This is a genomic window from Longispora sp. NPDC051575, from assembly GCF_040681875.1.
Taxonomy (GTDB): Bacteria; Actinomycetota; Actinomycetes; order Mycobacteriales; family Micromonosporaceae; genus Longispora.
The window spans coordinates 14,742-36,810 of sequence record NZ_JBFAZP010000017.1; the positions used below are offsets into that span (position 1 = coordinate 14,742).

11 protein-coding genes are annotated in these 22,069 nt (G+C 68.4%); 8 read left to right on the forward strand and 3 right to left on the reverse strand.

What is annotated here, in order from left to right; all coding sequences use genetic code 11:
- Positions 1–38 precede the first annotated feature (38 nt).
- The 7 genes from AB0M43_RS36640 to AB0M43_RS36670 all read left to right on the forward strand — a co-directional run bounded on the left by AB0M43_RS36640 (position 39) and on the right by AB0M43_RS36670 (position 15,870).
- A complete protein-coding gene (locus AB0M43_RS36640; protein WP_363731782.1) occupies positions 39–1,757 on the forward strand; it encodes a hypothetical protein in 1,719 nt (572 codons plus the stop codon).
- A gap of 128 nt (positions 1,758–1,885) precedes the next feature.
- Entirely contained in the window at positions 1,886–2,953 is a 1,068-nt protein-coding gene (locus AB0M43_RS36645; protein WP_363731784.1) for a hypothetical protein, read from the forward strand.
- 746 nt (positions 2,954–3,699) lie between these two features.
- The gene (locus AB0M43_RS36650) at positions 3,700–6,384 is read left to right on the forward strand and encodes a hypothetical protein (protein WP_363731786.1); all 2,685 of its coding nucleotides are present in this window, start codon (positions 3,700–3,702) and stop codon (positions 6,382–6,384) included.
- A 220-nt stretch (positions 6,385–6,604) separates the two neighbouring features.
- Positions 6,605–9,994, forward strand: a complete 3,390-nt coding sequence (locus tag AB0M43_RS36655) for an AAA domain-containing protein (protein ID WP_363731788.1) — start codon at positions 6,605–6,607, stop codon at positions 9,992–9,994.
- Positions 9,987–11,390 carry a hypothetical protein gene (locus AB0M43_RS36660; protein ID WP_363731791.1) on the forward strand — a complete coding sequence of 468 codons (1,404 nt, stop codon included), beginning with the start codon at positions 9,987–9,989 and terminating at the stop codon, positions 11,388–11,390. The genes AB0M43_RS36655 and AB0M43_RS36660 overlap by 8 nt, the downstream gene beginning before the upstream one ends.
- 162 nt (positions 11,391–11,552) lie before the next feature.
- The gene (locus tag AB0M43_RS36665; RefSeq protein ID WP_363731792.1) at positions 11,553–12,284 is read left to right on the forward strand and encodes a hypothetical protein; all 732 of its coding nucleotides are present in this window, start codon (positions 11,553–11,555) and stop codon (positions 12,282–12,284) included.
- 541 nt (positions 12,285–12,825) lie between these two features.
- On the forward strand, positions 12,826–15,870 hold the full coding sequence (locus AB0M43_RS36670) for a hypothetical protein (protein WP_363731795.1): 3,045 nt from the start codon (positions 12,826–12,828) through the stop codon (positions 15,868–15,870).
- Here AB0M43_RS36670 and AB0M43_RS36675 read toward each other — a convergent pair.
- A complete protein-coding gene (locus AB0M43_RS36675) occupies positions 15,867–17,444 on the reverse strand; it encodes a hypothetical protein (RefSeq protein ID WP_363731797.1) in 1,578 nt (525 codons plus the stop codon). The two genes, AB0M43_RS36670 and AB0M43_RS36675, sit on opposite strands and share 4 nt — an antisense overlap.
- A gap of 258 nt (positions 17,445–17,702) precedes the next feature.
- Positions 17,703–19,778, reverse strand: coding sequence for an NAD-dependent DNA ligase LigA (ligA, locus tag AB0M43_RS36680; RefSeq protein ID WP_363731799.1), 2,076 nt, complete (start codon positions 19,776–19,778; stop codon positions 17,703–17,705).
- Between the two features lie 287 nt (positions 19,779–20,065).
- On the opposite strand from ligA, the gene AB0M43_RS36685 reads away from it, so the two are divergent.
- Positions 20,066–20,221 carry a hypothetical protein gene (locus AB0M43_RS36685; protein WP_363731801.1) on the forward strand — a complete coding sequence of 52 codons (156 nt, stop codon included), beginning with the start codon at positions 20,066–20,068 and terminating at the stop codon, positions 20,219–20,221.
- Positions 20,222–20,476: 255 nt separating this feature from the next.
- Here the strand turns inward: AB0M43_RS36685 and AB0M43_RS36690 are convergent, their stop codons facing one another.
- Positions 20,477–21,940 (reverse strand): pentapeptide repeat-containing protein, encoded by a 1,464-nt coding sequence (locus AB0M43_RS36690; protein ID WP_363731803.1) that lies wholly within the window; start codon positions 21,938–21,940, stop codon positions 20,477–20,479.
- Between the last annotated feature and the right edge of the window lie 129 nt (positions 21,941–22,069).

Genomic DNA, 22,069 nt, shown 5'->3' on the forward strand with positions numbered 1-22,069 from the left:
GCCGTCGCGCGCTGAGCCGCTTCGGGAAGAATGTGCCTATGGCGTCGGTGGTCTGGGTGCGGCACAGCGGGGATGAGATCGAGAAGCTCTTCGCGGTCGGCCTGTCTCGCAGGTACGGGATGGCGGAGCGTATCCGTGCGTCGGTGGGTGACGGTGGGCTCGACGTCATCGTTCACACCGCCAACGGGATCGAGGTGTGGCAGGTCAAGGGCTACACCGGAAACCTCACCGCGAGCCGGAAGACCAAGATCGCGAAGTCCCTCAACCGGATGCTGGAGTACACCCGCCAGGCCGGGATCACGGTCACCCACTGGCACCTGGCCATCCCCATGAACCCGTCGAAGGAGAACCGGGAGTGGTTCACCAAGCTCACCGAGGGCGTCGGGTTCCCGTGCACCTGGCAGGGTGAGATCTGGGCCGACGGGCTGATGGCGGAGTTCCCCGAGATCTACACCTACTACCACGACAACGGACGCAGCGAGCTCCTAGCCGCCGTCCGCGAGCTGACCAAGGCCGTCGACCTCATCAAGCTGGCGGACACTACTGACCCCCAGGCAGTGCTGAGCCCGCGGGAGGCCCAGGCCGGCCTGGAGGCGATCTTCAAGACCCTCAACGGCCACGACCCGCACTACTCGTACAACTTCCGGGTCACCGCCGAGATGCCCGCCCCGGTCAGCGAGAAGAACATGGTCTTCTCCCAGACCGTGGGCTCGGCCGGCTGCTTCGTCACCTACGCGGTGTGCGCGAAGCACCCACACGCGACGGTCGATGAGCCGGTCACGCTGAAGGTCGTGTTCAAGGTCAAACCCGGCACGCCCGAGCACACAGCCGTGGAGGACTTCTACCGCTACGGGATCCCGTTCGGCCGGCTCGAGTCGTGCGCGGAGATCACCGCCGAGCTTCCCGGCGGGCTCGGAGGCGAGGTGACGGGCGGCTCCGTGGCCGTGGGGCCCACCGACGACGACCTCGCGACGCCGGACCGGGTGCTACGGCTGCGGCTGTGCGGACCCGACGGCAACATGCTCGCCGAGACCCGCTTGCTGCACCGGCCGGTCACTTACGGGCTCTACGGCAAGGGCTGCTCCGTGATCGGCCGTCACCCCACCGGACTGTTCACGATCCGGCACCTGTCCAACTTGGAGGCCAACAAGCACGAGCTACGCCTGTCGTTCAGCTACCGGCCAGGCGTGGCGGTCGCCGAGGCCGCCAACGCGTTTGGCTTCCTGGCCGCGTTCACCGCGCCGAACACCTTCCGCACCGCCGAGGAGTACGGCCCGGTGACCATGGAGCCCACCGAGATCCCAGACCTCGTCGACACAGCCCACATCACCCGCTACGCCTTCCTGGCGAGGTGCCTGGAGACTATCCAGCAACACACCCCGACGCAGATCCTCCTCCCGGACGCCGACGAACTCCTGGACAACGCCTTCGAGATCATCAGCGCGGCCGCGGTGCTGATGGGCAGACAGCACACCTCGATGACCGCCTACATCGCCGTCCCCGCCACACAAGCTCCTGCCGACGCCGAGGATGACGGCCCGCGCAACTTCCAGATTCCCGTCCCCCACACGATCACGCTCAACGGGCAGACCATCGACCTCGGCGGCGAGCGCATGCTCACGGCGTATGACGCGGTCGCTGAAACCCGACCCCAGGCGGACGGCACCTTCCTGCTCCACATCACCCCGTTCGAAGGCCCGAACCTCAAGGTCGTCTGCGGGCCCATGCTCGACGAGGAAGACGACGACTCAGCCTGACCCGCCCGCGGACACCTGCCGGCACGGACCCTCAAGGCATCCCGTGCCCGCCGAGCGGAACACGTCCGCGGCAGCGCTTCCCGGCGAAACGGAGTGCGGCCGTCGGCGAGGACGGTCAGGATGGTGGCGTGACAACTCTGGCTGCCCGGACCACTGCCGCGCGGGCGCGGGTCGACGCGCTGCGCCTCCTGATGTTCGGCGACCTCGATGAGACGCGCGGCGGGTTCGGCTGGTGGCACGGGCACCTCGAGCAGCCGAAGGTGATCTTCGCCAGCGACTACCTGCTGCAGGTCACCGGTCAGGTCGGATCGTGGCTGGCGCACGCGGCGCAGTTGGAGAAGGACTTCGGCGAGAACTGGTACGCCGAGACCACGATGCTGCGCGCCGACGAGCGCGACCAGGTGGAGCCGTTCTCCCGCCAGACGCCCCACGATGAGCGCCGGGGCCTGCGGATCGACTCCGAACTCGCCGGGTTCTTCTTCGCCTGCGGCGGCGCGCTCGACGCCCTGGCCGCCGTCACCATCGGCGTGCTGAACCTGAAGAAGGACCTGCCGACCGCCTCCTGGAGCGACGTCGTGCGCGCGCACGAGGGAACCTCCGGAGAACGAGATCGCCTTCTCGTCCCGCCGGGCCCGGAGCGTGCCGCCCAGGAGGCGGCGGTCGCCCGGATCGTGTCCGCCTCCGCCGCCGGCCCGCACGGTTGGTTGCGGTGGACGCTGGACATGCGACACACCTTCGTGCACCGCGCGCACCGGTTCACGTTCCGGCAGTTCTTCCGCACCGACCGGCGCAGCGAACTCCAGTACATCCTCCGGCTGCCGAAAGACCCGCAGCTCACCGACGCCGAGGCGTTCGTCCTCGGCGCCGGAGCCGACGACCTTCTGCTACGCGAACACGCGGGAACGACACTCGCAGGGGTCCTCGACGGGCTGATGGCCCTGGTGGTGTGCGCCATGGACGTCCTGGAACCGACGTGGGTGGACCGGCGTGACGCCGGGACGAGCCGGCAGGTCGTCGAACAGTGGGCGAAGGTGTATCCCCAGCGCCGCGACCTGGCCGGCTTCGCGGGCTTCGACCCCGGCGCCCAGGCGCCCATGGACGGGCAGATGCGCGTGCACCCGCAGCAGGCAGGGCGGCTACGCGCGGCACGGCTCCTCGACGACGACCGGCCCTACTGGTGGAACGCCCTCACCTGACCGCCCCCGGCCCGAGCCGCCCGCAGAACATGGGAGCACGGGGTGCTGACTGGCCGGCGACGCGAACCCGGCGACGCCGTCATCGGCCTGACTCGCGCGGCGGGGGCCTTCTGGGGCGGCTCGGGGCTGTTTTGGGGCGACTGAAAGCCGCATAGCGGTCAACTCGATGCCGCGACCGATTTATCGCGGACTGAGCCGGTGGTGACGACCATCTGACCAACGAGCTCGCTCGGATTCCGAGCGCCCCGCACGTGACATCGAGCCCTCCGCAGCCCTCGTGCACCCCGATTCTGCTCGGGACGCCGGCCCCGCCGGTCTAGAGCTGGTTCCACCGGCGGCTGCTCAGGACGCGCGGCGGGGCGGGGAGCGTGGAGAGCAGAATCGGGGTGTCGGACTGGGTATGGCGCGCTGCCCTCAGATGAGGGTCAGTCGGCTACGGCAGACGTCGGCGGTGGACGGCGCTGTAGACGGACAAGGTGGCCGCGGTGACGTTGAGGATCGCGGCGAGCAGCTGGGTGATGACGTAGGCCTCGGACAACGGGAACTCCTGGATTGAGACGGTGGGACCGGCCGGGTGCCCTTCGTGATGCGCACCGTCATCCCATCAGTGGTCCGGGGCTTCCGGCCACCGTGGCGGAAGGCCCCGGAAGGTCCCGGAAGGCCAGGGTTCCGCAGGCGGGGATCGGTGGTTGCGTGCCGTAGGCTTCACACCGCGTGACGAGACTGGCGCCTTGAGGTGGACGGACATGCCGCAGCAGTTGTCAGAGCCGGTGGCCATCGACGCGGTGACCACGAAGGACGAGTTCGCCGTCTGGCTTCGCTCGGTGAAGGATCGGCGGGGCTGGTCACTTCCCGTTCTCGAGAGGCGGTCTGACGCCCTCGTCAACCAGGACTCCCGGCGCTACGGGCCGATGCGCAGGAGCACCTCCGGTGACGTGTTCTCTGGGAAGCGACTGCCGTCCGTGGAGTGGTTGACGACGTTCATGCAGCTGGCAGAGCTGCCGGAGCCCATCCGGGACGAGGTGTGGGCCGCGCTGCTGCGCGTGCGCGCAGCCGTCGGCGTGCCGCCGCGTGGTGCGATGCGGGTCGCGGACACCTCCGCGCGTGTTCTGGGTGTGCACGCCTGTATCCGGCTGCCGGGCGCTGACGGTGATCTGCCGGAGTACGTGCCGCGGGACGTCGACGCGCAGGTGCGGGCCGCGCTGCGTCCGGGTGCGTTCGTGCTGTTGGTCGGGTCGTCGTGTTCGGGTAAGACCCGCACCCTGACGGAGGCGTTGCGGGCGCAACTCGCCAACTGGTGGATCACCCGGCCGGCTACCCCGGCCGACGTTTCCACGCTGGTGACGGGCGGGCCGTCGCAGACGGTGGTGTGGCTGGACGAGCTGGAGCACTTCCTCGACGACATCGGGTTCACGAACGTCGTCGGAAGGCTGATGGACAACGGGTTCGTGCTGGTCGCGACGATGCGGGCGCAGGAGTACCGGGACCGCAACCGAGACGACGGTCGGCCGGGGGCTGCGGTGCTGAGGTTGGCGGAGGTCGTCGACGTGCCGTCGGAGTTCAGCGCGGCGGAGCTGGAACGCACGCGGGAGCGGATGGTCGCCGACCCGCGGCTGCGGGTGGCGCTGGGTTCGGGGGACTTCGGCGTTACGCAGGTCCTGGCCGCCGGTCCTGATCTGGTCCGACAGTGGGAGCAGGCGCCGGCGCGGTACGTGTGGGCCGTGATCACCGTCCTGGTCGACGCGCGGCGGCTGGGTGTCCGGTCGCCGGTCACCGCGGCGTTGCTGGCCGCGGCGGTCGCGGGGCTGCTGACGCCGGCCGAGCGGGCGCAGGCGCCCGCCGACTGGCTGGACCGCGCGCTGGAGTACGCGTGTGAGGTCCTGCGGGGCGCGGCGTCGGCCGCCGAGGCGGTCAGCGACGGCACGATGGGCACGATCACCGGATACCGGGCCGCGGACTTCCTCCTCGACCACGGCTACGGGACCCGGCGGGCGGTGTGCCCGCCGGACTCGGTGTGGCGGGCGCTGACCGAGCACCTGGACTCCGCTGACTGTCTGGTGATGGTGGCCCGCAGCGCGGACATGCGGTGGCGGTTCGAGCACAGCGAAGCGCTGTACCGCAAAATCGTGACGATCGACGCCGGGCGTGGCCTGCTGAGCCTGACGGACCTGCTCGCCCGTCAAGGCCGGGTGGAGGAAGCTCGGGAACTCCTCGCCGGTGCCGCCGGGGCTGGTGACGAGCGGGCGGCGGCCCGGCTGGTGCGGTTGCGGCTCGAGCACGGGACGGCAGCTGACCTGGCCGCTCTCGCTGACGGAAGGCACCCTGTCGCCGCGGTCCGGACCGTGGAGACGCTCGCCGCCACCGGGGACTGGGACGCCCTGCGGGCCCGCGCCACCGGCGGAGACCTTCTGGCGGCCGCGCGCCTCGAGGAACGCGAGGACATCACCGGCCTGCGCCGCCGCACCGGCAGGTTCGCCCGGGCGCGTCTGGCCGAGGCGCTCGGCGAACGCGGCGACGCCGACGGCGCGGTGAACGTCCTGGAGGAGCTCGTCGAAGAGGGCGACGTCCAAGCTCCCGCCCACCTGCTCGACCTGCTCGCCCGGACCGGCCGGTTCGACATGATCGACGACCGGGCGGCCGCCGGCGACGAAGCAGCCCAGGACCTCCTCGACGCTCATCACGCCGGCGCCGATGCCGAACACGGCGGGCACCACGTGACCCGCTACATCGACGTCCTGCTCACCGCCGGCAACGTCGACGCCGCCCTCGCCCTGGTCGACGCGCACATCGAGGCCGGCATGACAGACCTGGGCGACTACACCGCCGAGATCATCGTCGCCGCCGGTCACCTCGACCAGCTGCGCGCCCTCGCCGATAGCGGCGACTGGCCGGCCGCGCACCGCTACGCCCGCCACCTCGCCGACACCGGACAGCGCGACGAACTACGACGCCGTGCCCAGGACGGTGACTACCTGTGCCGGTGGAGGCTCGGGGAGGTCCTGGAAGCAGACGGAGACCTGGAGGGCGCGCTCGCACTGGCCCAGGAAGCCGCCGACAACGGCGAGGTGGAAGGGGCCCTGCACCTCACCGACCTCCTGGACGCCACCGGCCGCGTCGACGAACTCGCCGCCTACAGCGACGGCCAGCCCTGGGAGATGGCGACCTGGATCCGGCATCTGCGCACGACCGGACGCACCGGTGACGCGATCGCGTTCCTGCGGCCCCGGGCGCGGGCCGGTAACGACTTCGCCGCCAGTGAGCTCGCGGGCATCCTCGACGAGATCGGCGAGACGGACGAGGCGATCGCTGTGCTGCGGCCCTTCACGAACGGCTGGGGTTCTGGCATCGCCGTTCACACCCTCGTGCGCCTCCTCGCCCGACACCAGCGGGTCGCCGACCTGCGCACCGAGATCGACGCCGGCGCGGACTAGGCCGGCGAGCATTGGCTGCGGGTACGGCTGCAGTCCGGTGCCATCGACCAGGACACGGCCCAGCGGATCCGCGCCGTCGGACTCGGGGGCAAAAAGGACCGCTGATCGGGCTGAAGCGCGGTCTTCCGCGCTCGGCGCTCGTAAACCTGTTCGAAGAGGAGCGGGTTCGCGGCAGGTCAGACGGTATGCTGCTCGGTGGTACGGGGCGATAGGGGGATAGGTGGATCGGCGCGTCAAGGACAGGTACGCCCTTCTCGGGGACACGCCGCGCCAGGGAGGCCGCGCGACTGTTCTGAAAGCGACCGACGTCCAGTTGTTGAAACACGTCGCGGTGAAGTTCATCCCCCGCATCCCCGACGATCCCCTGCAGGAGCTCCTGTTCGAGCGGGAGGTCAAAGCCCTCCAACTCCTCGAGCACGACCACATCGTGTCGCTGATCGACTGGGGCGAAGACTCCGACACGGGCGACTTCTTCGTGGTGCTCGACTGGGTTGACGACCTGCTCATGGATGTGCTGCCGCCTGTCGACGACTACGGCTGGGATGACTTCGCTGACTTGATGCTGCCGGTCCTGGACGCGCTGGCCTACGCCCACCGCAAGAACGTGGTGCACCGCGACGTCAAGCCCGCCAACATCCTCGTCGGGAAAGATGGATCGGCGCTGCTGGCGGACTTCGGGATCAGCAAGATCCGCGGCGAGATCGAGACGACCGACGCGACGGTCGTCGACCTGGTGTCTCGCCCGTACGCGCCTCCTGACAAGGAAGGCATGTCGCGGGCGAGCCGGGACGTCTGGGGCTTCGCGGTCACGGCCCTGCACTGTCTGACCCGCGTGCCGATGACCGACTTCCCGCACATCGACGAAGCCCTGGAACTGTTGAACGTTCCGGCGGCGGTGGAACAGGTGTTGCGTGACTGCGTGAGCCGTGACCCCAAGGTCAGGCCGACGAACGCGATCGCGTTGAGAGCCCTCCTACGGGAGATCCAAGACCCGCGGAGTGCCAAGCAGTTCCAGGCGCGGAAGGCGCAGTTGACGGTCAGCCCCGGTGCTGCACGGATCCTGGCCGCGCCGCCATTCGACCGTGATCCGGAGGCGGTGCAGCGGGCGATCGATACGGAACTGGAACGCGGCGCACACCTGCAGCGGTACCGAGACCCGCGTACCCAGCGCCGCAGCACTGACACCCTGGAGTTGATCGGCGAGTCCAGGATTCTACGGCTGGCCATCATCGGCGACGATCCAGTCTTTCGCCTGACGCAGGTCCAGGAGGTCGACGAAGGGGCCCTGGACAGGCGCCGGCGGCAAGCTTGGCCGACTCGGGGGAGGGTTCAGTGGGTGTCGACGCCGCTGCCGCCGGCAGATGCCCGCGAGGCGATGGAGCTGATCCTGGGCAGTCTCGACGAGCATTACGCCGAGGTCATCGCCGCCGAGCGAGTCAGGGACGAGAACCGGCTGTTCGACAAGTGGTCGAACCTGCTGCGGGCGAAGGAGGAGTTCGAGCGCGGCAAGCTCCCGGCGATGCCGTACCGGCGTGCCGACGTCACCGGCCGGCAGGTGCGCTTCACCCTCGAGCATGCCCCGGACTCCGACGTCGTCGGCCAGCAGTTGGTGTGCCAGTTGCCCAGCGACAAAGTCGTCGGCGGGGTCGGCACTGTCATCGCGCAGGACGGCGAGCTCCTCACGCTCGCCTACGAGCGGCGTCCGAAGGCTCTTCCGACCGGAGGCAAGCTGGTCTTACACATCGGACCGGCCGAGACCGCGTTCAAGCGTCAACATCAGGCGCTCACTGACATCCGTGGAGGCTCGGCCGTGCGCGCCGACCTGCGGGAGCTGATCCTCAACCCCACCAGCGTCGCCGTGCCCATCGAGCCGGCGGATTTGCGGTGGCGTAACCCGCGCCTGGACGACGACAAGAAGGCCGCGGTCGCCGGGGCCCTGGGTGCGCCGGATCTGTTCCTGCTGGAGGGGCCGCCGGGCACGGGGAAGACGACGTTCATCACCGAACTCGTGCAGCAGGAGCTTGACCGTAACCCCGGCAGCAGGATCCTCCTGGTCAGCCAGACCCACGTCGCCGTCGACAACGCCCTGACGGGTCTCGCCGACGCGGGGGTCGCGGGCCTGGTCCGGCTCGGTCAACCCGACGACCCCCGCATCGACCCCCGTAGTCGCGACCTGCTGCTCGACAAGCAGATGCCTCGTTGGGTGCGGGAGATCCGCACGAAAGCAGAACGTGAGCTCGCCCTGCGGGCCGCGGAGATCGGCGTCGAGAAGCGGCACGTGCAGGCGGCGGCGTTGTTGTCGGAACTGCGCGAGACGCTGCTGGTCGCCGCCCGCACCCAGGCGCGCCTCGACGTCGCCCTGGCGCCCCGGGCCGCCGGGCTGGACGCGGTCAGCGCGGCGGAGGAGTCATCCGAGGTCGCGACCCTCAACGACCGCCTCGATAAGGCACTCGAACGTGCGCGGGTCCTGCGGCAGGAGGCGGCCGACGCGCTCGATGAGGACCTCGACCTTCCCGAAACGCCGACGGCTCAGGACGCCGCGGATGCCTTCGACGCACTCATCGGCCGCGATGACCAGCTGCGGCACCTCGCCGACGTCCTCAAGATCCAGGGGGAATGGTTCCAGCGCATCGAGTCCACGACCGAACTGGAGGGGGTGTTCCTGCGGGGCGCCCAGGTCGTGGCCGGAACCTGTCTGGGGTTCTTGTCCCACCCGGAGGTGAAGAACCTGCAGTTCGACCTGTGCATCCTGGACGAGGCGTCCAAGGCCACCGCGACCGAGACGCTCGTGCCGCTCGCCCGGGCCCGCCGCTGGGTCCTCGTCGGTGACCCGCGCCAGCTCCCGCCGACGCAGGAGGACGTGCTCGGCGCGCCGGCGCTGATGGACAAGCACCACCTCGAACGCGCTGACGTTGAGCACACGCTCTTCCAGTGGTTCCTCGACCACGTACCCGGCGGAGTGGCGAGGAAGCTGACCCGGCAGTACCGGATGCGTCGTGGGATCGGCGACCTGATCTCGGCCTGCTTCTACGACGGCCATCTCACCTCGCCGGTGAACCCGACGCTGCCGGGCTGGGACCTGCTGCACCGCGATGTCTCCTGGCTCGACACTTCTGCCCTCCGCCGCCATGAAGAGCGCGAGGTCGGTACCGGTCGAGCGAACCAGTGCGAGGTCCAGGTGATCCAGGACGCCGTCCGCACGGTCCGTGACCGGCTCGAGCGCAACCTCCTGCGACCGGACACCAGCCCGCTCAAGCTGCTGGTGTTGACCGGCTACAGCGCGCAGAAGGACCAGCTGAGCCCGGCGCTCGCCCGTCTGAGGTCACCGTCGTTGGACATCGAGGTCGCCACCGTCGACGCCGTGCAGGGCCGCGAGGCCGACATCACGATCTTCTCCGTCGTCCGCAGCAACCGCCACGGCCAGCTCGGGTTCCTCGGGCCGCTGTCCTGGCGGCGCATCAACGTCGCGCTATCGCGGTCACGGTACGGCCTCGTCATCGTCGGCGACGCGACGTTCTGCCGAGCCCACGAGGGTCCCCTGCAGAAGGTGCTGGAGTACATGACGGCGCACCCGGACACCTGCACGATCGAGGAGGCAGCACGTGGCTGACGCCACCGTCATCGCAGCCCGCCGCTACGCCGACGCCTACCCCGGCTTCCGCCTCGCCTTCCCCGTCGAGGTCGCCGTCCCCATGTCGCGCCTGACACTGGAACTCCTCGTCCAGGAACGGCGCCCACTGCCGGTGGTGGAGGAGTACGCGCTGCGCCTGACGCACGCGGGCGTCACGAAGATCGGCGACATCGCCCGCTACCTCGGCCTCGACGACGCACCCGTCACCGACGCGATCGTCGCCCAGATGCAGGAGGAGAACCTCGAACACCGACCCGACCCCCACGGCGGACGGATGCTCGTGCTCACTCCGAACGGCATCGACGCCGCCACGGACCTGCAGGCCGTCACCATCCTGCGGGTCGAAGCCGAGCGGATCTTCGACCGACTCGCCTGGAAGGCCGTCGACTACACCGCCCGGGAGCTCATCCACGCCGACGACGTGAAGGCGGACGGCATCGTCACGTTGCCCTCCACCCGCACCGGCGACGTCGACCTCGCCGACATCACCCCCCGAGCGCTCAACAAACTACTCAACAGCCGCTCCGACCGGCGGGAACCGCCACCGTTGCAGATCCTGAGCGTGGAGACGATCCTGCGCGAGACACGCTGGTACCTCCCCGCCGTACTGCTGGTCTATCAAGCCATCGGCGCCAACGACACCCGCTTCGCCGTCACCGTCAACGGAGCCCGCAGCACGCCCTACGAGCAGGCGCTCGACGCCACGGGCGGATACGACAGACTAAAGATCAACATCCAGCCATCGGCCGGAGAACCCGCCCTCCCCATCGAACTGACCACTCAGCGCGTCGCCCACGACCGTGTTGTGGGCTGGCACCGCCAGACTGCCTGGGCCACCCCGGCAACCCCAGGGGACGTGTCCGCCGAGACCGAGGACAGCAAAGCCGCCCGCCACGAACTCGACACGGCACCCGTGCGGGCCGTTCCGGCGTTCGAGCACCGCCACCTCCTCGCCGAAGCGCTGACGACCGCCCGCCGCCGGCTCCTTCTCGTCACCTCCTCAGTCCGAGACGCCGTCGCAGGCGACTTCTTCGACCACCTCGAAACCGCCCTGCGCCGCAAGGGCATGCGCGTCACCATCGTCTACACCAACAGTGACAACCGGTCAGACCACGACCGCGACGCCATCGGCCGCCTGCGCAAACTCGCCGAACGGCACACCAACCTCACCCTCGTCGCACACCCCGGACCCGCCTCGGCGGCACTGATCTACGACAACACGTGGATCAACTCGAACTTCGGCTGGCTGTCCTACCGCGGAGACCCCACCCACACCTACCGCAGCGAAGAAGGCACCCTGATCCGCATCCCGGCCATCGTCGACGCCCACCATGACACCTGCCTCGCGACATTCGTTTCTCCCAACACCGCCTGACACCGCATGGCGCGGGCCCAACGGCGCCGTGCCGGTGGCGCTCCGGCGACCGGGGGCGTCCATCACGCAGTGGCTGGCCATCCGGGGTCCGATGCCGAGGGCGAGGGCGTCACGGAGTGTGGCGGCAACCCTGGGAAGTTGGTCGGTGTCAGCGGCGACATAATGTCGAATGTGGACGAAAGTGTTGGGGGTAACGATCGCGCTGATTCGGTGGCGCGGGTGCTGGTGAAGGTGCGCGCGGTCCTGGGTGATCCGGCTGGGTGGGTCAGTCCCGGCGGCTACCCCGGGAGCCTTGCTCTCTGCGCGATCGACGCGATCCAGTCCCTCGGGGTGAGATACACGAGCGTGGAGCGTGTCGTCGCCCGCTACCGGAACTTCCGCCGAGAACAGGGACACGACCCTAACGCCGATGGTGTGACCGAGCTTCTGCACACCTTCAGCACGGTCGGCGGGGCGCGCCCGTGGGCTGAGACGATCGGCACCCTGCACCGGACCTCCACGCACGCCGGCGCGCCGTTGAAAGCCGAAGCGATCGAACAGGCGGCCCGGGCGCTAGCGGCCCGCCGGATCCTCACCTGTCGGGACCTAGCATCCGCGGAGGCTGACCACCCCGGCCAAGCGAAGGCGGCATGGCTGCTCGTACGCGGTCAACGTTCCGGGACGTCGTGGCGGTACCTGCTGATGCTGTCGGGCACGCCCGGCGTGAAGCCCGACCGGATGATCATCCGGTTCGTGGCCACAGCACTCGACCGGCCCGAAAGTACTGTCAGCACGCAGGAGGCGGTTCGTCTCATCACCAGTGTCGCCAGGGAGCTCGGGGTCAGCGCGACTCTCCTCGACCACGCGGTGTGGCGCTGGCAGTCCGGACGACGGGTGAACTCCTCAGACCGGTGACGTCGGCCGCGACAGAAGCCGCCGCCCGGTGCGGATGATTTTCGCGATCGGTCACCGCGTGTGGCTGGTGCCGGCAGCCCTGCGGTGCCGTCTGGGATGAGGCATGCGGCCCGCACGTGCCCAAGGGGGTTCGGGGGAATCGTCCTGGCTGGCGGCCTTCAAGAACCATCCGATCACCGCCAGGTCGCCGGCGGTGATTGTCAACCTGGGAATCGGGGTGCGTGGGAGACTGTGGGGAGCGTCGCTGTCAGGAGTGATCATGAATGCGGTCGGCAATCCTTTGTCTCCAGAAGCTGGTGTAGAGCTGTCGCCGCGTCAGTTGCGAGTGGTCAATTGGCTTAGGGCGCTAGTGGGTGACGGACCTGCCGACTTCTTCATCGACGCCTGCCAGCTGTTGGCCGGTAGCCCAGCGTTGGCGTCCATGACCCACCTCGTTGCGCATCTACTTCGCGAGGTGGAGAGCGCGATGCGCAAGGTCCTAGAGCCGGCCGGTGCAGGGTCTGGGACGTCCGGTGACAAACATCGGGCGAGAATTCTTGCGGTGCTCGATGTACTGGGCATCTCCCACGACGACGGCATCGCTGAGGACTGGCTTAGCGTGGTGGGAGAAGGCAACTCGGGCAGCCTCGCCGCGCGGGCGCATCGCAGCGCGCTGACCTCGCCGCGTCCAGCGGATGTCGACTTCATGGACTTCTTCGACAGGTTCGAAGGGGTGCTCGATACGGTCATGGAGCGGTTCGAGAGCGAGTTCTCCCAGATCTTCGATCGGCTCGACGACTTGTTGGCCAAGGAAGTTCCAACGGCGGCTGACGCCACGTCGCTTCGCCAGACCTTCCCAGCCATTCGAGCGACCTCGATCCGATTCTTCCCCCGCGCCGGGGTGGCCTGGCTTGAGCCCCTACGGCGTGCTGGGTACTTCACCGATCCTCCGACTGCCGAGTACGACCACGCGTCAGGAATGGCGGCACTGCCTTTCTGGCCGGAGTCGGAGTACCTGGCGCGGGTCGGGAAGTTGGATCCTGTCCGGGCTGTGAGTATCGCCGTGGCGATCCCGCCCACGGACAACAGCAGGGTCAACTACGATCTTGTGGAACTCGCCCTTGCGGTACCTGCTGTCGACAGCGAGCGCCTGGTACCCAACATCATCGCGGCTTTAGGCACCCGGTTCGGGGTTTTGATTCCCCACAGGGTCGGCGAGTTGCTCGTGCATCTATGCGCTGCGGGCCGCGTTGACCAGGTCATCGACCTGACAAACGCATTGCTGAGAGGGTTTCCCGACCGCCAGCAAGCCAGCAGGACCGACGCGTATGAAGCTGCCGAGATCCTGCGTGAACATCTCCCAGCGGTCGTCGCCGCGATGGGGATGCCTGCCTTCCAGTTGTTGACCAGCCTCCTGGACGAGGAGTTGGAAGACGGCGCGGGGCAGTGGTCTCGGGCAGGTGGTGATGACGGCTCGGCCATGTGGCGGCCGATGCTAGGTGAACCCGAACCGCGTGTGGGATCTGACCTGCGACAGGCACTCGTGACCGTCATTCGAGACGCCGCCCTCAGCCTCGCAGAGCGAGGACCGGACGCCGCCACCGACGTGATCGCCGAACTGGAATCGCACTCCTGGCTGATCTTCCGCCGGTTGTCGTTGCACGTGCTCACCGCACAGGCCGCGAGCCTGGGCGACATGGTCACGGAACGGCTGACAAACCACCAGTTGATGTCCGAACGATGGCTGGCCCGGGAGTACCTGCTCCTTGCCCGAGCTGGCGCTGCGAGCCTGAACGCTGCGGCGACACGACGCATCTGGACCCTCATCGACCGAGGCCCCCAGATACCGGCAGCAGAGCAGGACCCACAGCAACCCGCACCGGCAGCCGATCAGTTTGCCCGCAGCCGCCTTGCGAGGTGGCGGCGCGACAGGTTCGCCGCCTTCGAATCGGTACTGCCGCCCGAGGAGAACGCCAAGTACCAGAGCCTGGTGGCGGAGTTCGAGCCGGCGCCGGATCCGGCCGCGCCAGTCCCGGAGATCGAGTTCGAGGAGGTGCCCGGCGTGCCGACGCCTTCGGCGGCCGAACTCGCAGTATTGCCCACGGCCGCACTTGTGGAGCTTCTTCGCTCGTGGAGTCCGCCCGCCGAAGATCGGTGGGAGCAAAGCGCCGGGGCTCTGCGGGGGGCATTGCATCTGGCCGTGCGTGAGGACGCACGACGGGTCTCGTTGGACGCCGCCTTGTTCATCGGCCTGCCTGCGGCATTCGTCGGAGCGGTCTTCGACGGCCTGTGGCAGGCGCACGGCGGCGGCGTCGAGCTTGACTGGGGACGCGTCATGGAGCTGGCGGCGTGGGTCGATCAGCAGGCGGTCGCAGAACTCACGGCCCCGTCGTCGCAACCGCACGAACGCCAATGGCGTGAGCCGCGCATCGACATGTTGCAGCTATTCATCGCAGGGCTCAGCGGGGAACTCGCACAGTTCACGGAGGAAGAGCTGGAGCGAGTCTTGGGCATCATCGAGCGTTGCTGCGACGACCCCGATCCCGACCCAGGGACGGAGGCCGTCCAAGCGTACGACGGGGACGGAGGGTATTTGACATTCAACGTCTATGCGGTGCGACCCTACGCGCTGGAAGCGGCAATCGCTCTTGGACTGCGCCTGCATGCAGCGAACCAGCACGGCGGAGTGGCGCGGGTCCTGGCCGTGCTCGACCAGCATCTTGACCGCTGGCAGGACTCCTCCCTCGCCGTTCGGGCGGTCTACGGTAAGAAGTTCGCCTCCCTTATGCGATTGAACTCCGGGTGGGCACAACAGTGCATTCCCGCAATCTTCCCGGTGGGGGCCGATCCCCAGCTGCTGGTGGACGCGAGCTTGGACGCCTACCTAAGTTCCCAAAGGATGTCCACGGAGATATGGACCGTTCAGGCTGGAACATACTCCGCAGCGGTTGACCGGATGCCGGAGGAAGGCGGTAGGCGATCTGGCGAGGAGCGGGCGGAGAACCTCGGCTGGCACCTCCTGTACGGCTTGTGGAACAACCTGATCAGCATCGACAGCGGCGATGGCCTGCTTCGTAGGTACTACGCGCACGTGTCCCCGGAGGTGGCGGCCCAGCTCATGTCGTTGATCGCAACGCGGGTTCATCGGCAGCCGGCTGTCGACGAGGCACTGAAGGCGAGGCTCACCGCGTTGTGGGAGTTCAGGCTGACGGCGGCCAGGAGTGATAGGAAATGGGGCATCGAGCTGCGGGAGTTCGGGCTCTGGTTCGCCTCCAAGCACTTCACCGCGAGGTGGCGCCTCGAGCAGTTGATCACGACTCTGGAGCTGGCCGGTGAGGTCGACTCCGAGGACAAGGTCCTGACCGAGTTGGAAGCGCTGTGCCCAGACCATCTATACCGGTGCCTTGATGTACTCGACATGTGGGCCGATCACGGGCAGTGGGGTCGACGGACCACCCGCCACCTGGGCACTATCCGCGGAGTGCTCGGAATAGGCATGGCCGGCGACGCCACCGCCGTAGTCAAGTCCAAGAGGATCATCAGCAAGCTCCTACGGGAGCACAACATCGACTTGAGAGATCTCCTGAAGAGCGACACGACAACCTAGACGGCAGTGGGGCGCACCAACAATCGATCGCGGTCTGCTTCGATGTATCCCCACGACTGCGCCAACTGGGCCAGCCCCTGCGCGGCCCATTGTCGACGGCTCGGGCGCTTGATGTCCATCGGCGCATAGACGCGGAATCCGGCTTCCTGCCGTTGCCCGTCACGTGTTGACCGCCCCAGCGCGGCGAGGTTGACGACGTCGTTCAAAGAGAGCGGGTGCTGCGACGACGTGAGGTAGGCGGGGCATGCCTGGACGTGTAGTTCGGCGTAGGGCGGCCCGGCGAGCGCCACGGTATCCGGGGTATCGACGGCCCCGAGAGGGATCACTCTCATCGCCGTCCCCCACGCGGACGCCAAGACCTCTATCGCATCCAGCAGCGACAGCCGCAGATCCGCCGACCCGGCCTCAGATTCGCCGACGGCTGCCGCCCGCAGACCCTCGTAGCGGACTCGCAGCTCCACGCAACCCACCAACGAGGTCTCGCGGAAGCCATCCGGCAACTGCACGATCACGTCCCCACTGAGCGCCATTCCGCCGTCGGGAGCGGACTGCTGACATCGAAGGTGAATGCCGCGATCGGAGTTGAAGCTGTCCGTACCCGTCGCCGTCTGCCAGGAAATGGCCTGCAGGTGAGCTCCGCGGTCGGTCGCCAAATTGAGGAACACCTGTGAGAACTCCGTCCAACCCAGCGCCTGCTGGACGGCAAGCCGGCGCTGCCTGCTGATCTGACTCGGCAGGGCAGTGGAAGGCCAAGGTATACCGACGACAACCCGAATCCGTACATCGAACTCGCCGCCGGCGCTCCACTGGTCCCGGTGACGGGTCTCGAAGGTCAACCTCGGCTTCGGTCTCCACCGCCACCCACCTGAGGGTTGGGCGCGCCACAGTTGCCCGGGCCCCCACTCGCCGCCCTCGAGGTCGACCTCCATGGTGGTGGGACCCACCAAAACGCCATTGCCCGCTGGTTGGGGCGAGACTGGGAAGCCGACAGCGGCGACTCCGTCCGGCGGATCGGTTGTGTCGCCCGCCGTGGCGATCACCTGCCACACGTCAGCTGGCAGCAGGCTCGCGTTCTTGCGGGGAACACCGCAGATGGCCACCTGACCGGCCCCTTCGCCGAAGAACTGGACAAAGCCCGGCCCCGCCGGCCCCGCCGGCTGCGCCGCGTTCACAGGCACGCCCAGGACGGGCGCGCCTCCTGCCGCATGGAAGACATCACGGAATGTGGATTCGCATACCTCCGCGCCTTCACCAGGGCGGACCGAAGGTGCGCTGGTCGCGACATCCGAATCGCTGTCGCTCCGATCGCCACCTGTCTGGTCCGAGCTCGACGCGGTCGCGCTCCCGTCGGGGTGCCTGCTTGAAACGACAACCGTCACAGCCGTGAGCAAGATCAGGACAAGCGCTATCACCAGGCACGATGCGAACGGGTGCACCTGGATCACGCGCAAGCCCCAGGGCCACGGAGAGGAAGTGGCAGTTGCGGCGTTGATCGCCACCGCCATGAGCTGGGAGACGATCACCAGGACAACGGCACAGCCGACAGCCACCATGTACCGGAGGCTTCTAGTCATGCAGGAACGATTTCACACTTCACGCGGCATCGAAGCACTGGTGGCAACGGAGGCGGTCCCCGTTCCGCTCCCGATCGAAGGCTGCCATCCGGGCACGATGCCGCGAGAGGTGTCCCGCTGCGGCGCCGGTGCCCTGGCTCAAGACGGAGGTCCTCTGCCAAGAGCTACCACTCCTGTGCGCCGGCAGCCCTGACCGCCCGCGCGGGGAGGAACGCCCCGAGGTTGCTGGGAATCTCGGGGGGTTCCTGTGGCTCGGCGTCAGGTCGGCAGGAACGCGGCGACGAGTTCGGCGAACTCGTCAGGCCCGATGGCAGTCACGCCGAGGGCTTCGGCCTTGGCGAGTTTGGACCCGGCCTTGTCTCCGGCGACGAGCAGGCTGGTCTTCGCTGACACTGACCCGGACGCTCTGCCGCCGGCGCGTTCGATGAGTTCGTTCATCTCGGTGCGGGACAGGTCAGCGAGGGGGCCGGTCATGGAGCCGGTGACGACGACGGACTTTCCCGCGAGCGGGAGATCGGATGCTTCCTCGGCTGGTTCCTGGCCGGGCGGTGTTGCGCCGGGTTCGACCATGTTCACTCCGGCGGCGATGAGCTTGTCGATGACCGGAGCGAGGTCGGTGAGTTCCTCGACGATGACGGGTGTCTTCTCCGGGCCGAGGCCGTCGACGGCCTGGAACGCCTGGGCGTCGGCGGCTCGGATGTTGTCCATGGTCGCGAAGTGCTTGGCGATCCGCCGGGACATGGACCGCCCGGTGCCGCGCACCCCGAGGGCGGTCAGGACCCGCGACAGTGGCTGCTGCTTGGCCACATCCAGTGCGGCGAGGAGGTTGTCGACGGACGTGTCGCCCATCCGGTCCAGGCCGAGGAGCTGCTCGCGGGACAGGCTGAACAGGTCGGCGAAGTCGGTGATCAGGCCGGCGTCGACCATCTGGTCGATGCGGGTGCGGCCGAGGCCTTCGATGTCGAGGGCGGGGCGGGAGACCGCGTACTCGATGGACGCCGGCGCGTTGCAGGCCCGGCCCAGGACGCACCGCCACCGCTCCTGCGAGCGGTCGATGTCGTTGCCGCACCGCGGGCACACCTCGGGGATGGCGATGGGCATCTCCGCCCCGGTGCGCACGGCGACGAGGGGCGCTTCGATGGCGGGAATGACGTCACCGGCCCGGTACACGGTCACCTGGTCGCCGAGCAGCAGGCCCTTGCGGGCGATGTCGGACGGGTCGTGCAGCGTGGCGTAGGTAACGATCACCCCGGCGATCTCGACCGGTTCCAGCACGGCCCGGGGCGCGATGACCCCGGTGCGGCCGACCTCCCACTCCACCCCGACCAGTTTCGTGATCTTCGTGTCGGCCGGCAGCTTGTACGCGATCGCCCACCGGGGCGCCCGGGAGGAGAACCCGGCCTGCTCCTGGTCGGCCGCCGCGTCGGCCTTGATGACGATGCCGTCGATGCCGAACGCCAGCCCGGCGCGGGCGTCGGCGATCGCCTTGATCCGGCCCAGCACCCCGTCGAGCGTGTCGTAGCGGATGTCGCCGGGGAGTGCCGCCGCGCTGGTCTGCACGCCGAGCCCGGTCAGCAGGTTGAGGAGGCCGGAGTGCGGCAGGGTTGCCAGGTCGGTGACGAGGTTGTCGGCGGTGCCGTCGAGGGGCAGGGCGCTGTAGCCGAAGAACGTCCACTCAACCTCGTACGTGCGGGCCTTCGTCCGCATGGCCCCGGCGGCCCCGGCGCGCGGGTTCGTGAACGGGGCACTGCCGGCGGCGATGCGCCCTGCGTTGGCGGCCTCGTACTGCGCGCGGGTCAGCAGCACCTCCCCACGCACTTCAAGGGTCACAGCTTGCGCCAACGTGTCGGGGAGGCCGACGACGTGGCCGAGGGCCTGGGCGGTCACGTCCTCGCCCTTGCCGCCGTCGCCCCGGGTGACGAGCTGGACGAGACGCCCGTCGCGGTAGCGGGCGGCGATCGCCAGGCCGTCGAGCTTCGTCTCCACCGCCCAGGCCCCGACCGGGCGTCCGAGCCGCCGCTCCAGGCCCGCCGCCCACGTTGCCAGCTCGTCGGGGCCGAATACGTTGTCCAGGGACAACATCGGCCGGGTGTGCGGGACATCGCCGCCCGCCGTGCCGCCGGCGACCTTTCCGGTCGGCGAGTCGGGCAGCACGTCTTCGGGGTGCTCTGCCTCCCACGCGGCGATCGCGCGGACGAGGGCGTCGTAGACGTCGTCGTCCATGGTCTGGGTGCCGTCGGCGTAGTACGCCGCGGCGGCGGTGCGCGCGGCTTCGACGGCGGCGGCGTAGTCGCCGGTGGAGGCGATGGCTGAGGGGGTGGATGTGCTGCTCATGGCCCATATTCTGCCCTGCGGGTGCGACAGTTTCAGGGCCTTGCGGGCAGGCTCTGAGCCCCCATGCCCGTGTCGCCGGCCCCGATTCGTGCGGTACCGGGCGGTGCTGTGGTGGTGGGTCCGGCCGGAAGCAGCCGGGACACCCGGACCCACCGGAGTAGATCATACGTTCGAACTCTGACAGTCCGGCTTGACTGCGCCCCGGCGCGTCGGCGGAAGGATCGGGGCGCCGGGGATGGGGGGTCTGGGGACCTGTCGCCGTGGTGAACATCGGCCAGAATTGGCTCATGACCATCTCGACCTCCGATACTCCGCTGGCCGTTGACGTTGCCGGGCCGACCGCCATCGTCGCCTCCTTGCGACGGACCATGGGCGAGGTGCCCAGCCCCGTGACCCGGACGACCGTGATCGCGACACAACCCCTCACCGCCGATCCCGAGTGAGATCACCTTCGGCACTCAACTACGAGCAGGTCACGTATGTGGTCGCCGCCTAACTTGCGGGCCTCCGCGAGGCAGGGTGGTCTGGTACACGTCGAGGATGGAGCGTCGGTTACCTCCTCCGCGGTAGGCGGCCACCTCCCGGCGGGTGGGGTGGAGGTGGTCAGTCGCGGTCGGTGACGACGAACGCGGTGCCGTCGAGGGCGGAACCGACGGGGGTGGTTCGCCACTGCGCGAGGCGTGCCGGGTCTCCGGCGACTACGTTCGTGGCCAGGTCGCCGGCATCGTGACCGAGGCGGGGAGGTCGGCCGGTAGGCCGATGATTGAGGCCGCGTCGGAGAACGTCGCCTTGGACAGGTCTACATCCCCTCCCTCGAACCGCGCGCCTGAGAGCCTGATGCGGCAGCTCAACTCCTGGCCCTCGATCTCGATGCGGGAGCCGGCGCCGAAACGGGCACGGATCAGTTCCAGGCGAGGTGGTTGTCCGTCTTGGGAACTCAAGGATCCTCGGGGGAAGGAGACTCGGGTTCCCGCGGCCAGGTGAGCCTCCTCGAAGCTGACCGTCGCTCCCGCCAATCGCGACCAGGGGAAGTCCACGGTCGCCCCTTCGAGCCGCGCTCGGTGAAAGTTCAGGGTGCAGCCGTCGAGGTCGACATTCAGGAAGTAGAACTGACTGTCGGAGTCGGAGACCACGTGTGCTTCGCTCAGATCGATTCGAGTGCCGGGGCTCGTGGTGACGCGGATCAGCTCGAGGTTTCCGCCGTCGAGCTCTAGCCCTTGGAAGGCGAGCTCACCGCTGACGGGACAGGTGTGGAGCACGATTTTCCCGTCGTTGACGACGCGGGCTTTGCTGAAGCGGATCTGCTGATCGCCGATGGTGGTGTCGTGGATGCGTACCTCCGCGCTGTCGATGCGGGCCTCGATGAAACTGAGTTCTCCCCGCTCGCCGAAGGTGAGGTCGCTGAAATACGCCTTGCTGCCCTGTCCGAAGGTCGCGCCGTCGAACGAAACGCTGCCCGCAATGTGCCACCCGTTGAGGCGAAGCCGGCCGGAGAACAGCACATCCCGCAGGTTGATGTCGAGATCGTGCCAAGGATGGGCGGCGTTGACGTACATACGCCGACTGATCAACCCGAGGATCTCGATCCGCACACTCCTCTCTGCAAGGCCTTCCGTGCCTGCCTGAGGGTCGTAGGGGAGCCGGGCGTAGCCGCACAACAGGTCAGCGCACCGCTGACGTCCCTGCGGCCACGAGTCGGCGAGCGCGGCCAACCAGTTCACACCTGCGAGCCGAACAGCGGGTGATGCGTGGCCGAGCAGCTCCGCGCCGCGGGCATAGCGCTCCTCGAAATGGCTAACGTCATCGCGTGAGGCGGCTGCGCTAACAAACTGATGAGCCGCTTGCGAACGGCGCTCGGCGATCTCGGCGAGACCGTGCGCTGCCTCCGATACCCGCTGCTTGCGGTAGTTGACGACCAGCGCGACGACACCTGCGGGTAGTACAACGAGGCCGAACACGAGCTGCAGGACGCCGATCACCGTGCCGGCCGACAGGGTGCCGCCCCGGTGGACCGATGGTGTTCCCGCCAGCCACCACAGGCCGGCAACTACTACGACCATCCCGACGAAACCGGAGGTGACGGCAATCGTCACCGCCCGCCTCATCGGCATGGCCCTGAGGCGTTCTACCTCGTCCCGAACGGTGCCCTCATTGCCCGACATGGCGCGACTATATCGATATCCATCGGCGGAATAGTCGTTCGTCCTGGTGAAGGCCAGCGTCGTGACGAACTGCTGCCCCGTTGCTCCGGCGCAGCGAGGAGTGCGTGACCTGCGGGCCTGGTCCGCGTT